Genomic DNA, 15,736 nt, shown 5'->3' on the forward strand with positions numbered 1-15,736 from the left:
AAGTGAGAGGGGTGTCGACGACATCGCCTCGCTTGCGCACGGACGCCGCCGCCAACCGGACCAGGATTCTCGACACGGCACGGGAGGTCTTCGCGGCGGAAGGCCTGGCGGTCCCGATGAGCGAGATCGCACGCCGCGCCGGCCTCGGCGTCGCGACCCTCTACCGCCGGTTCCCGACCAAGGAGGACCTGGTCGCGGAGGCGTTCTCCGAGCAGATGCACGAGTGCGTCGGCCTGCTCGACACCGCCCTCGCCGACCCCGACCCGTGGCGCGCGTTCTGCCGGGTGATCACCCAGGTGTGCGCGATGCAGGCCAGGGACCAGGGGTTCTCCAAGGCGTTCATCACGGCCTTCCCGCACGCGGTGGAGTTCAGGACGCTGCGCGAGCAGGCCGAGCGGGGCTTCGCGGAACTGGTACGCCGCGCCCAGGCGGCCGGTGCGCTGCGCCGCGACTTCGACCCGGCCGACCTCGCCCTCGTCCTGCAGGCGAACGGCGGAATCCGGGCCAGTACGCCCGAGGCGACCGCGGACGCCTCCCACCGGCTCGTGGCCTACCTGCTGCAGGCGTTCCGCGCAGAAGGGGCCGGCCCGCTCCCTCGTCCCGTCACCATCTCGCTCGACGCGGCGTTGAGCTGAGCCGGTTATCGGGCCGAGTACCGCACGCCGGACCAGTACACCGGCGTGAGGCCGGCGAGCCGCCCGTCACCGGACCGCACCACGGCGAAGTCGCTCTCGACGACCGACCGGTCGGCGCTGGTCGCCCGCAGGCGCAGAACCGCTACCCGGGAGCCACCGGTGGACCCGGCGTCAGGTTCGAACGACACGACGACAGGACGATCACCGCCCGGGGCCTGCCCCGACGAGCGCGCGTCGTCCACCAGCCCTCTGCAGATGCCGGGCACCTGCGCGACCGACTCGCAGAACCGGCCGTGGTCACCCGCCGGGGCCAGCCGCACCGCCTCGTCGAGCAACGCCTCCGCCTCAGCCCGTTCGATCGCGGGCCCGTCGGACGGCATGGCCGCGACCACTCCGGCCAGCACGGACGCGAACACCACCGCCCCGACCACCACACCGGCTCGCCTGCGTGCCTGCAACCCCCCCATCGCACCAGCGTAGTGACCACGCGCAGCGGTCGGCTGGACTTAATCGATACGACACCATCGGGCCATGCGCCAGCAGTTGTGAAGGAGTTTCACGTACTGCACCATCGGCCCTCATGCGCCTGATCACGCTCGCCGCCGCCGTCGCGCTCGCGATCACCGCGGCACCGGCGACCGCCGCCCCCGCCGCGGCCGCCCCGAAGATCGCCACCTACAACGTCTTCATGCTGTCGCGGAACCTCTACCCCAACTGGGGCCAGGTCGCCCGCGCCGACCTCATCGACAGCACCGGCACGCTGAACGGCCAGGACGTCGTGGTGCTGCAGGAGGCCTTCGACAACACCGCCTCCGACCGGCTGCTGGGCAACCTGCGCGACACCTACCCGCACCAGACGCCGGTGCTGGGCCGCAGCCGGGCCGGCTGGGACGTCACGAGCGGCGCCTACCGCGACGAGACGCCCGAGGACGGCGGTGTGGCGGTGCTGAGCCGGTGGCCGATCACGACGCGGGTCCAGCACGTCTACCGCGACGCGTGTGGCGCGGACTGGTTCTCCAACAAGGGGTTCGCGTACGTGCGCATCGAGTCGCCGAGCGGGCCGCTGCACGTGATCGGCACCCACCTGCAGGCGGAGGACTCGGCCTGCACCAGCGCGCCGGGCGGGTACCGGGCCAAGCAGCGGGCCGAGATCAGGGCGTTCCTCACCGCACGCGCCATCCCCGCCACCGAACCCGTTTACGTCGCGGGTGACCTCAACGTCGTCCGGGCGAGCGCCGAGTTCGCGAGCATGGTCACCGAACTGGGCGCGCGGACGCCGGCGATCACCGGGCACCCGTACTCGTGGGACTGCTCCGACAACAGCGTCTGCCGCGACCAGTACGGGCCCGAGTACGCCTCGGAGCACCTCGACTACGTGCTCACGGTCCAGGGACCTCCGCTGGTCAACGAGACCCGGCGGGTGAAGAGTCCGGAGTGGACGATCTGGTCGTGGGGCCGCAAGCACACCTACACCGACCTGTCCGACCACTACCCCGTCTTCGCCACGGGCTGAGCGCCCGCCGCAACACAGCCGCTTCGCTCACGCAGGTTGCCAGCTGTTGTGCCTTCGCCGCCCCAAGTCCCCCGCCCCTTGCTCTGCTGGCGTCTGCAAGCAGGGAGCGGGCAAGGCTTCTGGCCAGGTGCTCAGACGTACCGGCGCAGCAAGTCTTCTTCGGTCTCCCGCCGCACGACCGGCCGCGCCACACCGTCGCGGACCGCGACGACCGGCGGCCGGCCGACCTGGTTGTAGTTCGACGCCAGCGCGTGGTGGTACGCACCCGTCACGGGCACCGCCAGCAGGTCACCGGCGTGCACGTCCGCGGGCAGCGGCACGTCCTGCGCGAGCACGTCGCCGGCCTCGCAGTGCCGCCCGACCACGGTCACCGGCGCCCGGCGGCCACCTCGCCCGACGAGCCGCACCGCGTACTTCGCCCCGTACAACGCGGGCCGCGGGTTGTCGCTCATCCCGCCGTCCACCGCCACGAACGTCCTCGCCGCCGACCGCTTCACCGCGCACACCCGGTACAGCGTCACCCCGGCGGTCGCGGCGATCGACCGCCCCGGCTCGATGAGCAACCGCGGCACCGGCACCCGGTGCACCCCGCACTCGTAGCTCAGCGCCACCCGCACCCGGTGCGCGAACCCGGCCAGGTCGAACGCCGGCTCCCCCGGCAGGTACGGCGCGCAGAACCCGCCACCCAGGTCCAGCTGCTCGATCCGCACCCCGCACGACGCGATCAACCCGACCATCCGCCGCACCGCCTCCTCGTACGCCGCCACGTGCCGCACCTGCGACCCGATGTGGCAGTGCACCCCGACCAGCCGCAACGACGGCTGTTCCACCACCCGCCGCACCGCCTCCAGCGCCGCACCGGACGCCAGCGAGAACCCGAACTTCTGGTCCTCCACCCCGGTGGCGATGGCGGCGTGGGTCTGCGCGTCCACACCGGGCGTCACCCGCACCATCACCTCCTGCCCGTGCCGGGCGAGGGAGCCGAGCTGGGCGATCTCGTCGAACGAGTCGACCACGACCCGCGACACCCCGTACGCGAGCGCGGCTTTGAGGTCCTCACCGGTCTTCACGTTGCCGTGCAGGACGATCCGCGCGGCCGGAAACCCCGCGACCCGCGCCAGCGCCAGCTCCCCCGCGGACGACACGTCCAGCGAAAGCCCTTCGGCGGCCATCCACCGGTACACCTCGGGACACGGCAGTGACTTCCCCGCGAACACCACCTCCGCCTCGGGCAGCGTGCTGACGAACGCCCGTGCCCGCGCACGCACCGTCGCCTCGTCCAGCACCTGGCACGGCGTGCCGAACTGGGCCGCCAGCCGCGAGACGGGCACTCCACCGATGACGAGGTCAGCGCCGTCGAGCCGGGTTCCGTCCGGCCACAGGCCCTGTTCCAGCACCGGTCCGGTGGAGCATCCGGTGCTGGGCAACAACTCAGCGAGTGTCATGCCGGTGATTGCACGCCGGTCACCGGTGCGGTGTCAGGGCCCGCGACGAGTCCCTGACACGGTGGGAGCCCGCTTTGACGCGATCCTGACGGGCCGGGTGGCCCGGACCACATCGGCGACCGGTTGCGCAGGTGGTACCGCACGACTCGGCGCCCAGGTGCTCCCGCCCGCCGTGCAGTTCATCGAGCCGCGGCGACCGGAGCGAGCACCGGACGTGGTACGCGCACCACGCGGTGTGCGCAGGCCTCCAACCTGGCAGCGACCGGCTGGCCCTCCCAGATCAGGACGTCGAACTCGCCGTAATCGGCCAGCGCGGTGAACGCACGATCAGCCGACGCCACGGCGAAGCTGCGGCAGCCCTGCTGGTGGGCATACCGCGCGTGGCACAGCAAGGCGTGTTCGGCGGCGTTGGCGTGCTGCGGCACCCGGCACGCGGCAACCCCGAGCTCCGCCAGCACGCTGAGCGTGAGGTCCTCGTGCGTGCCCGGATGGCTGTAACCGGCCATCACGTGATGAACCGGCCCGGCCGCCGCCACCAGCGCACCCACCCTCGCGCGCAGCAGGCGAGGACGCGGCTGGTTCGGTCCGACCACGTTCTCCAGGTCGATCAGCAGTACCTTGTCCGTTGCCTCCACGAGTCCGATTCTGCGGCCGTAGACGCGCTCCGGCTCGTTGCCGTCCCCGACCGGGTGACACCAGCCCACACGCAACACCGCGTCGCACAGCGTGCCCGCCCGCCGAAAGGGCCCCTGCCCACACCGGTTTCACCGGCATCCTGCACGCTGAAGCCCTTGGCAGCGATCTTCCTCCCTCGACAGGAAGAACGATCGTCCAAGGGCTTCATCCGTGATCAACCAAGGCCCGCACTTCGCCGCCCCGGGCTGAAACTCGGGCTAGTCCTTCCAGGGCACCTCGTCGCGCAGCCCCTCGTTGATGGCGAAGGCGTTCTTCACCGCGGCCTTGAGCGCACCCTCCACCCAGCGGCGGTGGCGGCGGTCGCACGCGTCGTTGGCGAACCACACCCGGCCCACCGGCCGGATCACGTCCTCGTAGAAGCCCTCGCTCATCTCGAACGCGCGGAACAGCGGGCCGATGCCGCACGCGTACCAGTCGAGCGCCCAGTCCTTGTAGACGCCGAACTCGAAGGTGTCCCGCGCCTCCGGGTGGATCTTGACCAGGTCCTCCAGCGCCTGCTGCACGCTCTCCTCTCCGGCCAGCGGCGTGTAGGGCATGCTGTCCTGCTCCCAGCAGTAGGACGCGATCATCACACCCTTGCGGTAGCGGGGGTCCTGGCCGGCCGGCGGGTAGACGATGTTGCGGATGGCCAGGTCGGTCACCGTGAGCCCGTGCGTGATGCCGTACGCGCTCTCCCACCACCGCTCGCTGAACTGCATGAACAGCTTGTGCGCGCGGCCGTAGTAGGTGTTGCGGATCGCGTACCACTTGTCCGGGTCGAGGCCCTGGATCTCCATGTGCCGCAGGGCCGCGAACGGCACGGTCACCACCACCTCGTCCGCGACGACGGTGTGCGATCGGCGACCCGAGCGGTAGTGCACGCGCACCCCGTTCTCGTCCTGGTCGATGCCGTGCACCTGCGCGCCGAGCCGGATGTCGTCCATCAGGTACGGCTCGAACGCGCGGGGCAGCGACTCTGCTCCGTCCACTATGTACGTGAGATCGCCGAAGACGTCCTCGTAGTAGTGGGAGAACCACTCGACGAGCGAGAAGTGGTAGCGACCCTCCAGGTTGAACAGCGGGCCGAGCATGGACAGCGCGCCGTCACCGAGCCCGCGCTCCTTGAGGTAGCCCAGCAGCGTGTACTTGTCGTAGTCGACGAGGATCTTCTGCCAGGCCTTGTCCGGGCCTTCGCTCTCCATCAGGTCGATCAGCGGCTGCACGGTGTGCCGCAGCAGTTCGTGCGGTGCCTTGTCGGCCTCTGCAGTGGACAGGTCGAAGTTGAACGAGGTCGCGTCGAAGTCGCGCCGCCGCACGCCTTTGCCCTGCAGGTAGATGAACGTGTCCTCGTCGTACATCGGGAAGGGCTTGGTCGCGAGGCCGAACTTGTCCTTGATGAGCCACTGCACCAAGGGGTGCTGCTCCGGGAAGCGCATCGCGCCGAACTCGCCGTACATGTCGCCCGCGAACCCGCGGTGGGTGAGGATGCGCCCACCCAACCGGTTCTGCCCTTCCAGGACGGTGACCTCGTGCCCGGCTTCCTTGAGCAGCAAGGCGGCCGTCAAGCCCGCCATCCCGGCACCGACCACCGCGACCCGGCGCTTCGGCGCCGAACTCTCCGGCAACCCGTCCTTCAACAGGTCGAGCACGTCCAAAGCCATGACCGAACCCCTCACTCACCGTCTTCGTCCTGAGCTGGTAGGAGAGGCGGCCGTCCTCGGTTCGACCGTACTGCCGAATCAAACACCGGACTACGACACGATGGGGTGGTGTTGTCCAGGAACCACTCGACTTCGCCGTTCTTCCCAGGTGGTGGAGGTGCGGCTCGGCGGAACGCGTTCCCGCCGAGCCGCAGCCTCAACCGGTGATGGTGTCGGGCAGGTGGTGATCGGTCAGTACTGGGTTGCCACGGTGACGCCCGAGCAGCCGGTCTCGCCCTTCAGGCTGATGTAGACGTAGCCGGAGGACGGGTTGCTCACGGTGATCGCTTCGGTGTTGTCGCCACCGGCCGAGCGCTGAGTGGCGTTCGCGGTGGTCGCCCACGAGCTGGGGCTGAAGAACAGGTCGCAGTTGCCGGTTCCGCCCGAGGCTGTGATCCGCAGCTGCGGCGTGCCCGCGGGCAGGGACAGGAAGAGGTAGTCGTAGTCGCCGTTGCTGACCGACCTGTTGGAACGCTGGCAGTTCTTGCCGAGCGCACGCAGGTCGCTGCCCGTGCATTCGGCCGTGCCGCCGCCGTTGCCGATGGCGACCTGCCTGGAGGTCGTCGCCGTCGAACCGCTGTTGTCGGTGACGGTGAGAGCGACGGTGTAGGTGCCGTCGGCGGTGTAGGTCTTGGTGGGGTTGGTGGCGGTGGAGGTGGTTCCGTCGCCGAAGTCCCACCGGCGGGAGGCGATGGTGCCGTCGGCGTCGGTGGAGCGGTCGGTGAAGGTGACCGTGCGACCGGTGACGGTGCTGGTGAACTCCGCCACGGGGGCCCGGTTTCCGCCGCCGCCTCCGCCGCAGTTGCCGGCCGCGCAGGCCGACAGCCAGGTGTACCAGTCGGTGTCGTACCGGGTGCCGATGGTGTTCTTGAGCAGGGTGCGCGCGGCGTTCCAGTTGCCGGCGCGGTAGTGGTTGAGCACCGCGGTCATGTCGGCGGGGTGGGACTGGAGCATGTAGCGCACGGCGAGGTAGCCCCACCGGTACACGCGTGTGGTGTCGTGGGAGTAGGTCGTGTCGAACAGCGTGCTCAGCGCGTAGGTGCGCCGCCCGGCCTCGGTGATCGCGGCGTCGTAGTTGATGTTGCGGTAGTGGTAGGAGATGTACTCGGCGAACCCTTCGATCCACCAGATCGTCGGCGTGGTCGTTCCGGCGCCGAAGTCGCCGTACATGTTGAACCGGCCGTCGAGGTAGTGGGTGTACTCGTGGTTGAGGTTCCAGATCGCGAACTGCGGGCGCAGCCACTCCGCCTCGTAGGCGATGAACCGCGGCTGGTTGCCCGACGCGGCCGGATTGCCCTCCAGGTACATGCCACCGTTGTTGGTGTCGATGCCGAACTGCGCACCCGCGTAGGTCTGGTAGTCCGTGCTGGAGTCGTACACCACGACCTCAAGCGTCGTGTTGTAGTCGTTGGCCACCGGACCTGGGTCCCTGACCACGTTGTGGAAGTAGGCGTCCTGGTTCGCCAGACTCACACAGGTGTCACGCAGTTGCGCGCTGGTCATCTCCTGGGCCCGGATGTTCAGCGACGCACTGCACCGGTGGGTGATCGGCAACACCGCGGCCATCAACCGGGCCTGCAGGTCGCAGGTGTCGTAGTAAGCGCAGTTCGGCTTGTCGTAGGCATCGGTCATCTCCGCCACCCCGACCCACAGCGGCGCGGTCGGACCCGTGATCGACGACATGCCGAGCAAGCCCTTGACCTTGGGCTGCACGGTCACGCGCAGCGAGGAGTACTGCGAGAACCGCCCGAGCTCCCGGCCCGCGTTGGACGTGAGGTAGCCCTGCTGCCCGGAGAGCAGCCCCAGGTGGCTCGACGCGAAGTTGTACAACGTGTCCAGCACGCTGGTGTCGCGCTGCACCGCCGACACGAACTCCGGAACCTGATGCCCCCGGAAGAGGACGGTGTACACGTTGTTGACCGCGTTCAGCATCCACCAGGAGGCGTCGTACGAGGTGTTGTAGCCCGTCAACATCCGCTTGACGACGTTCAGGTAGCGCGCGTTCTGCTCGGCGCTGTCGATCAGCGTGATCGCCTCGGCCAACACCTCACCGTTGGCGTCGCTGACCTCGAAAGCCCGGGAACTGCCGAAGAACCCGTCCAGACCGGCCTGGATGGCCGTCTGCAGGGCCGGGCCGTACGTCCCGACCGTGGACTGGTTGTACCAGTGCACGTAGTACCCGGCCCGCAAGTACAGGACCAACTGCGCCGTGCCCGTGGAGTTGTTCCCCGGATAGGTCGTTCCGTTGTCGCGCAACCCATGGGCAACGCTGACCATCTGCGCTTCACGGAACGCGTGGTAGGCATCCGACCCGGTGAGGTTGAACAGGGAGTTCACGCAGTCGGTCGTCGAGCTCCGGATCTTGTCGACCAGCGCCACGCCGGTTCGGCTGGTGAAGTCGGCGACGCTGCACACGGCCGCCGCGGATCGGCGATCGCGCATCGAGGGCGGCTCAGGAGCGCGGACTTCCTCCGGCGCGTTGTAGTCGCGCCGTGACTCGGCCTCGAACGCCGGCCTCGGTGCCCGTCCATCGACCGGCAGCGGGGTCTTCGCGACATGTCGATCACTGGCCGCCAGCGGGCGGCCGACAGGGGCAGGCGCTTGCGCTCGGTTGCTGCTTTCCGCAGTGCCGGAAGCCGGCGCCGCACCGGCAGATCCGGCACTGATGCTGTAACCCAACGTGACGATGACGACGAGCAGGGTCGTCCACACGCATCGTCGAATTCTCAATGATGTCATGGCTTGTCCTTCAACATCGGTCGCTCGAACACGACCGTGACGGCTATGGCAGGGACCGTTCCGTGTGCGCAGCGTCACACAGCGCGATAGTCAACGTTCATGCCGAACACCGATAGGGCCGTGCTATGAGGACTGCTTCCAGGGCAGACCTGGCAGCCGTTGGGGCCGGAGCAGGTGCAGCGGTTGGTGCCTGGGGACACGCTGTGGACAGTTACAGGACAAATTCGGCGTTTCGTCCAGTTCGTGCCTGACGAGGGGCAGACTTGCTTCCGGTCCGCTAAAAGGCGGGACGACAAGGCGACGAGATGGGGCTGACGTGGGTGTACGGAAGTGGTTGAGCGCAGCGGCCGTCACGGTCGTGGTCACGTCAGGATCGGCCGGCATGGCTCCGTCGGCGTCGGCGGCCACTCGCCTCGGCGGCATCGACCTGGGCGCCTACTGTCAGAGAACAGTCAATCCGGGGGACGCCAGCATCGCCTACCTGGTGGAGAACCACGCGAGGGGATGGCGCTGCGTGGACTCGATGTGGGTGGGCCCGCCCTTCGGCTGGGCGACCTACGCCGTGCGGGACATGGATCTCAACCACGCCTGCAGGTTGCAGTACGGCGGAGAGGCGTATGCGGTACTTGAGCAGAACCACGCGCAAGGCTGGGCGTGTTACCGATAGCGTACACATCGACTGGCTGAGGCCGACCGACTCGACCGCCTTCTGAAAGCTCCCTCACTGCCGCACTTTCCGCAGAGGGAATTCAGCTTGAGCCGCCCGAGCAGGGCGGATCGCCCTCTCAAGCAAGGCTTCCGCCTCTCGGGTGATCGGCCACGCGCCGGAAGTCGCCACGGGCGGCAGCGGCATGCCTGTTCGGTGTCGTCTTCGCCGTCTTGCCCACCGATCGAACCCGGTTGGCGTGTAGGCGAAAGCGGAGGGTGAGCGGTGCGGTGGCGCCGAGGGCTGCCGGAGCCGGCCGGAGTCGTTACGGTGCCGATCGTGCCGTTCATCGACATCGTTCCGATCGGTCCGGCCGGCTCCGGCAAGACATGTCTGCTGGCCGCGATGAAGCAAGGGCTCGACACGCACTCGTCTGACGCGGTCCCCGTGCTCAGCGCGGATCCGACCACCACCTTGAGGCTGGACCAGACGTGGGGCTTGGTGCGGGCCGACGGGTCGGGGTGGCCCGCGGCCACCGACCGCGACGTGTGGGTGGACCTGTGCTTCGAGGCGTGGTGTGACGACGGGGAGCCGTTGTACGAGGTGGGACTGGTCGACTACGACGGCTCGTGCGTCACGGTGGACGGGCATCCGGTGAGCCGGACGTTGGCCGCGCGCGTCCGCAGGGCTGATGCGGTGCTGTGCGTCCTGGACGGCGCGCGGGTCGCGGCCCTGCTCGGCGGTGAGCGCGCGTTCTTCGAGCACACCATGTCCGGGGTGTGGAAGCTGGCCGCCGGCCGGGGCAAGGTCGTGCGGTTCGTGGTGACCAAGTGGGACCTGCTGGAGGGGCGTGCCACGTTGGAGCAGGTTCGTGACGCGCTGGCGGAGGTGCCCGGTTTCGCGGCGGCGGCACGGCGGTCATCGGGGTGGCGCAACGCGCCCGGCTCGGTTGGGCTGATCCCGGTCAGCGTCGTCGGCGAGGAGCCTGGGCGGCAGGCGGTGGTGCCGTTGTGGTCGGCGCTGGCGCCGGTGCTGCGGGTGGCCGCCGAACGGGCCCGGCGCACGGGGCGGGGTGGTTCGGCGGCGGCCGAGGTCGGGGTGAACTGGTTGGCGCAGGCGGTGACGGCGGAGGCGGTGCGGCGGGTGCTGCACCGCGTGGTGGGCGAGGTGCCGGAGGGACGTGGCGCGCGGCGGTACGCGGGATTCGCGGCGGCGGGGGCATCGATGCTGGCGGAGGCCGCGGTCAGGACCTGGTCCGACCGGGCCACGCGCCCTGCTCACGGACAGGCGGGGCGGGCGAGGTTGCTGCGGCGTGCGGCCGAGGCGTGCCAGTGGGAGCTGGACGGCTTCCGCCACAGGTTCCCGGCCTCCGCCCTGCACGGTGTCGTCTCATCGCTGCCGACGCCGTTGCGGCGCCGGGTCGGTTGAGCGCCGCCAGGACCGCACGCCGAGCAGCGCGCCGGCGACGGCGGCCGCGATCAGCACTGCCTTCCGACGTGTGGTGACCGGGGTCAGCGCGGGTCGTCGGCCGTGGCGGCCGGTCCAGGTGGTCAGGCTGCGGCCCAGGACCCACTCGCGGAACAGCCACCAGGCGTTCAGCGGTCCGGTGAGGTTTTGCAGGACGATCCAGCTGGGCAGGCATTTCACCGTGGTGCGCCATCCGAGCTGCCGGACCGCGACCGCGACCGAGGCGACGGTGACCACGATCCACAGTGGACTCCACCAGCTGCGCAGCCCGCGCACCACGCCGTGGCGGGCCACGTAGAGGGGCAGGGTGCAGATGGCCATGCCGCCGACGAGGGAGTCGACGACCTGGGAGGCGACGATGATGAACGCTCCGCCGTCCATGACCGGAGCACGGTGCTTGACCATGGTCTGGGCGAACCCGGCGGTCCAGCGGTGCATCTGGGAGAGCAGCTCGGACAGCGAGGTGGGTTCGCCGGTGTAGACGAACGCTTCGGGGGTGAAGGCGACGCGGTGACCGAGGCGGTGCAGGGTCCAGGTGAGGTTGAAGTCCTCGGTGATGTTGTCGTCGGGGTAGCCGCCGACCTCGCGCAGCACGTCGGTGCGGTGGCAGTTGGCCATGCCGCTCAGGACCAACTGCCGGTGGAACACGTCTTGGAGTGGCCGGATCCAGCCGTTGGCGATGGCGTGGTAGAGCGTGCGGTAGCGGCTGTAGGGGGTGTCGGTGTCGCGGGGCATGGCCGAGGGGCAGGTTCCGGCGTAGCCGCGGCGCAGGGTGGCCATCATCTGCTCCACCGCGCGAGGGGACAGGGTGGCGTCGGCGTCGAGCGCGACGACGGCGTCGCTGGTGATCCTGGGCAGGGCCATGTTCTGCGCCGCCGCCTTCGACCCGCCTTTGCCTTCTATGACGACCACGCCCAGACCGCGGGCGATGTCGGCGGTGCGGTCGGAACAGTTGTCCGCGACCACGATGATCTGGTCAATCGGATGGCTCTGTGCGCGGCAGGATTTGATTGTCCCCGCGATTGACGCCTCCTCGTTGTGTGCCGGGATCACCAACGACACGCTGCTCGGGAAGTGCGACCACGCCCTTTCCCCGAAATGGCCCGTGACCGTCTTCCGTTCGCCTTCGGTCAGCTTCAGGTGTGCGTCTTCCGCCCTCATTCGAGGGTGTCCCCAATCCGATTCGAACCAATGCCGACACCGTCAACAGGACCGCACCGATGCCAGTGCTGGCCAGCAAGGACATAACCCTCCCCACGTCGCGTCCTACTACACAGCATTGCCGGTTCAGCCGCTGGGTAGCGATACCTCGATCAGGTAGGACCGCGATCGGAAAGCGCCGTCACCAACCGTGACCGCGAAGCGGGACGCCGCAGCTCAGGCTCACCGAATGCGACACCGAATCACCTGCCCGGCCGAGGGAGATCAGACCACCGGCGTGTTCCCGGGAGCGTCCGGAGCGTTGTCGATGCCCTGCACAGGTGATTCCCGCGGCAGGGTGTTGCAGATGACGGAAACGCACACCTTCGGGTTGACCGGCCGGTTTGCCTATTCCTTTGTGAGATCGACGTTGTAATCCTCGGTCAGAGGTCCGCAGTCACGAAGCGGTCTCAAGGCCTGGTCGAGGAGGCACTACGCCATGCCCGTCACCACACCGGTTTCCCCGTCCGACGTCGAACTGTCGACCAACCCCGACTCACCGGACAGCCACCGTGAGCAGGTGCTGGTGCAGCTGCCCGGCTCCGGGGTGGTCCCGAAGATCGACGTGTACTTCCTGACCGACAGCACCGGCAGCATGGGCGGCATCATCGGCGCGGTCAGCGCGCGGGTGGAGGACATCCTGAACAGGCTGATCACCGCCGCGAACGCGGTCGGCGCGGACGTGAACTTCGGTGTCGGGAACTACAAGGACATGGAGGACCCGCAACCCGATCGCTTCCGCAGTCAGGTCCCCCTGGGCACGAGCACCGCGGCTGCGGCCAACGGCATCCGGGCCTGGAGCGCCGCCGGTGGTGGTTGGAGCCACGCGGAGGGCCAGTTCTACGCGCTGGACCAGCTCGCGCAGCCCCCCGGCGGGTCGATCGGTTGGCGTGCCGGCACCAAGCGGATCGTCGTCTGGATCGGCGACATGCCAGGGCACGACCCGATCTGCCAGGGGTTGTCCGGCCTGACCTACGACATCACCGAGGCGTCGGTCACCGCCAAACTCCAGGCGCAGGGCATCTTCGTGCTCGCGATCAGCACCGGCCCCAGCGGGCCGGGTTCGGGGTTGAACGCGGATCCGGTTCCCCTGTCCTCCGGTGGAGGCGTGTACGAGAGCTTCTGCGGCGCTTTCGGCGGTCTGGCCGGCCAGGGTTCGCGCATCGCCGCCGCGACCGGCGGCACGTACACCGAGGGGATCACCCCTGACACCGTGGTGCAGACGATCATCAACCTCGGCACCGCGGGCATCTCCACGCTGGGCAACGTCAGCCTCGTGCCGGGCACGGCGATCGCGCCTTTCGTGCGCGTCCACCCCGCCGGCGGTCACGGTCCCTTCACCGGCGCCCATCCCGGCACGCTGGACTTCGAATTGGAGTTCCCCGCCGCGACACCCGTCTCCGGTACGCCGGTGACCCGGGTGGTCGCGGTGGAAGGCGATGTCGACGTGGTGGTGGACGGCGTGCAGACCGGCTCGACCCGGGTGAAGATCACCGTGCCCGACCTGGCCGGGCAGTACAAGATCCAGAGCACGCTCAGCGGCTTGTACCTCCAACTCGACGACCCCGGCTGGACCGGTGACGGCGCCAACGTCGACCAGAACACCTACACCGGCCTGGCCGCTCAGCACTGGGAGCTGATGCCGGTCTCCGGCGGCGGTTACCGGATCAAGAACTGCGACCCGGCCCGCGACCGCTACCTGGAAGTGGTCGGCATGTCCTTCGACGACGGCGCCGAGGTCCTCACCCGGTCCGATCCCAGCGGCCCGCACAAGGAATGGCTGCTCATCCCGGCGGGTTCCTCCGGTGCGGGCGGCCTGGTGTTCCGCATCCAGAACCTGCACACCGGCAAGGTCCTCGACATCCAGGGCGGCAGCACGCAGCAGGACGCGCCGGTGTTCCAGTACTTCTACTGGGGCGACTACCCCAGCTACCACGAGAACCACAACCAGCACTGGCGGCTGGAACGCCTCTGACACAGCGCCTCCCGCGCATCACGCACCGGACCGGTGCGGCCGCGGACCGTGATGCCCACCGGCTCCGGCCGCCCTCCGGAGAAGGACCGCCGACGGTCGACACGCCGACATCCGGGTTGGCCGACCGAACTCACGGTCCCCCTCAACCGAGACCGCGCCGCCGATCACGGATCTGCGACCACCTGACGACCCGACAGCGGAAGAAGGAGCAGCCCCAGCATGCCCATCACCACACCGCCGACCCCGTCCGACATCGAGCTCTCGATCAACCCGAACTCGTCGGACAGCCATCACGAACAGGTCCAGGTGCAGCTGCCCGCCACCGGCGCGATCCCCAAGATCGACGTGTACTTCCTCGCCGACAGCACCGGCAGCATGACCGGCATCATCGACGCGGTCCGCGCCAGGGTGGAGGAAATCCTCACCAGGCTGGTCACCGCGGCCGGCCAGGTCGGCGCGGACGTGCAGTTCGGTGTGGGCAACTACCGGGACCTGGACTACCCCGTCACCCAGCGCTTCCACCACCAGGTCTCGCTGACCTCCAGCTCCCCGGCCGCCGCCGGCGCCATCCACGCCTGGACCGTGGCCGGCGGCACCACCGTCGCCGAAGGTCAGTTCTTCGCCCTGGACCACCTCGCCCAGCCTCCCGGCGGCACGATCGGCTGGCGCGCCGACGCCAAGCGGATCATCCTCTGGGTCGGCGACGCCCCGGGGCACGACCCGATCTGCCAGGCCGTGTCCGGTCTGACCCACACCATCACCGAGCACTCGGTGATCTCCAAGCTGCAGGCCGAGGGCATCGCCGTGCTGGTGATCAGCACCCCCTCCGGGTCGAGCGGACCAGGGCTCGACGTCGACCCGGTGCCGCTGTCCAACGGCGCCCCTTACCAGGGCAACTGCAGCATCGGCGGCACCGCCGGGCAGGGCAGCCGGGTCGCCGCCGCCACCGGCGGCACCTACACCGACGGCATCACCCCCGCCACGATCGTCGACACGATCATCACCCTGGGCACCACGGGCATCACCACCATCGGCAGCGTCAGCTTCGTTCCCGACACCACGATCGCGCCGTTCGTGCACGTCTCGCCCGCCGGCTACGGCCCCTTCCCCGGCACACAGCCGCAGACCCTGGACTTCGCGCTGGAGTTCCCCAGGGCCACGGCAGCTGCCGCCGCCCCGGTGACCCGGGCGATCACGGTGCAGGGCGCGGTCGACGTGGTCGTGGACGGCGTGCGGACCGGCTCCACCCAGGTGAAGATCACCGTGCCGGACCTGACCGGCAGCTACAAGATCCGCTGCACCCTGAGCGGCCTGTACCTGCAGCTGGACGATCCGAACTGGACCGGTGACGGCGCCAACGTCGACCAGAACGTCGACAGCGGCATCCCGGCCGTGGGATGGCAGCTGGTGCCCGTCCCCGGCGGCGGCTACCACATGAAGAACTGCGACCCGGCCCGTGACCGCTACCTGGAGGTGGCCGGCATGTCGATGGACAACGGCGCCGAGGTGCTCACCCGGTCCGATCCCAGCGGCACGCACAAGCAGTGGCTGTTCATCCCCGCCGGGGCGTCCCAGGGCGGGTCGGTGTTCCGCATCCAGAACCTGCACTCCGGCAAGGTCCTCGACGTCCGCAACCAGAGCCTGGACCCCGACGCACGGGTGACCCAGCAGAGCTACTGGGGCGACTACCCCACCTACCACGAGCACCACAACCAGCACTGGGTCCTGGAGCGCATCTGAG

The 15,736-nt window shown here is 69.2% G+C and carries 11 protein-coding genes; 5 read left to right on the forward strand and 6 right to left on the reverse strand.

Annotation, left to right across the window (positions count from 1 at the left end; all coding sequences use genetic code 11):
• Positions 1-11 precede the first annotated feature (11 nt).
• Positions 12-635, forward strand: coding sequence for a helix-turn-helix domain-containing protein (locus AB0A63_RS37630; RefSeq protein ID WP_360400509.1), 624 nt, complete (start codon positions 12-14; stop codon positions 633-635).
• A gap of 5 nt (positions 636-640) precedes the next feature.
• Here the strand turns inward: AB0A63_RS37630 and AB0A63_RS37635 are convergent, their stop codons facing one another.
• A complete protein-coding gene (locus tag AB0A63_RS37635; RefSeq protein ID WP_360400512.1) occupies positions 641-1,102 on the reverse strand; it encodes a hypothetical protein in 462 nt (153 codons plus the stop codon).
• Positions 1,103-1,215: 113 nt separating this feature from the next.
• Here AB0A63_RS37635 and sph point away from each other — a divergent pair, with 113 nt between their 5' ends.
• Positions 1,216-2,148, forward strand: a complete 933-nt coding sequence (sph, locus tag AB0A63_RS37640) for a sphingomyelin phosphodiesterase (protein ID WP_360400515.1) — start codon at positions 1,216-1,218, stop codon at positions 2,146-2,148.
• 131 nt (positions 2,149-2,279) lie between these two features.
• Here sph and lysA read toward each other — a convergent pair whose 3' ends face one another.
• The 4 genes from lysA to AB0A63_RS37660 form a co-directional block, all read right to left on the reverse strand.
• Positions 2,280-3,593: a diaminopimelate decarboxylase gene (lysA, locus tag AB0A63_RS37645; RefSeq protein WP_360400518.1), complete on the reverse strand. Its 1,314-nt coding sequence runs from the start codon at positions 3,591-3,593 to the stop codon at positions 2,280-2,282.
• Between the two features lie 179 nt (positions 3,594-3,772).
• Complete coding sequence (locus tag AB0A63_RS37650) at positions 3,773-4,228, reverse strand: hypothetical protein (protein WP_360400521.1); 456 nt, start codon at positions 4,226-4,228, stop codon at positions 3,773-3,775.
• 258 nt (positions 4,229-4,486) lie between these two features.
• Entirely contained in the window at positions 4,487-5,929 is a 1,443-nt protein-coding gene (locus AB0A63_RS37655; RefSeq protein ID WP_360400524.1) for an NAD(P)/FAD-dependent oxidoreductase, read from the reverse strand.
• A 231-nt stretch (positions 5,930-6,160) separates the two neighbouring features.
• Entirely contained in the window at positions 6,161-8,410 is a 2,250-nt protein-coding gene (locus AB0A63_RS37660; RefSeq protein WP_360400527.1) for a collagenase, read from the reverse strand.
• A gap of 1,282 nt (positions 8,411-9,692) precedes the next feature.
• On the opposite strand from AB0A63_RS37660, the gene AB0A63_RS37665 reads away from it, so the two are divergent.
• On the forward strand, positions 9,693-10,781 hold the full coding sequence (locus tag AB0A63_RS37665; protein ID WP_360400530.1) for a hypothetical protein: 1,089 nt from the start codon (positions 9,693-9,695) through the stop codon (positions 10,779-10,781).
• On the opposite strand, the gene AB0A63_RS37670 is transcribed toward AB0A63_RS37665, so the two are convergent.
• On the reverse strand, positions 10,743-11,981 hold the full coding sequence (locus AB0A63_RS37670; RefSeq protein ID WP_360400533.1) for a glycosyltransferase family 2 protein: 1,239 nt from the start codon (positions 11,979-11,981) through the stop codon (positions 10,743-10,745). The genes AB0A63_RS37665 and AB0A63_RS37670 overlap by 39 nt on opposite strands.
• Before the next feature lie 478 nt (positions 11,982-12,459).
• Here AB0A63_RS37670 and AB0A63_RS37675 point away from each other — a divergent pair, with 478 nt between their 5' ends.
• Together AB0A63_RS37675 and AB0A63_RS37680 are read left to right on the forward strand one after the other, a co-directional pair.
• On the forward strand, positions 12,460-13,995 hold the full coding sequence (locus tag AB0A63_RS37675) for an RICIN domain-containing protein (protein WP_360400536.1): 1,536 nt from the start codon (positions 12,460-12,462) through the stop codon (positions 13,993-13,995).
• A gap of 219 nt (positions 13,996-14,214) precedes the next feature.
• Complete coding sequence (locus tag AB0A63_RS37680) at positions 14,215-15,735, forward strand: RICIN domain-containing protein (protein WP_360400539.1); 1,521 nt, start codon at positions 14,215-14,217, stop codon at positions 15,733-15,735.
• Position 15,736 lies beyond the last annotated feature (1 nt).

This window comes from Lentzea sp. NPDC042327 (assembly GCF_040647275.1).
In the GTDB taxonomy this organism is placed as follows: Bacteria; Actinomycetota; Actinomycetes; order Mycobacteriales; family Pseudonocardiaceae; genus Lentzea.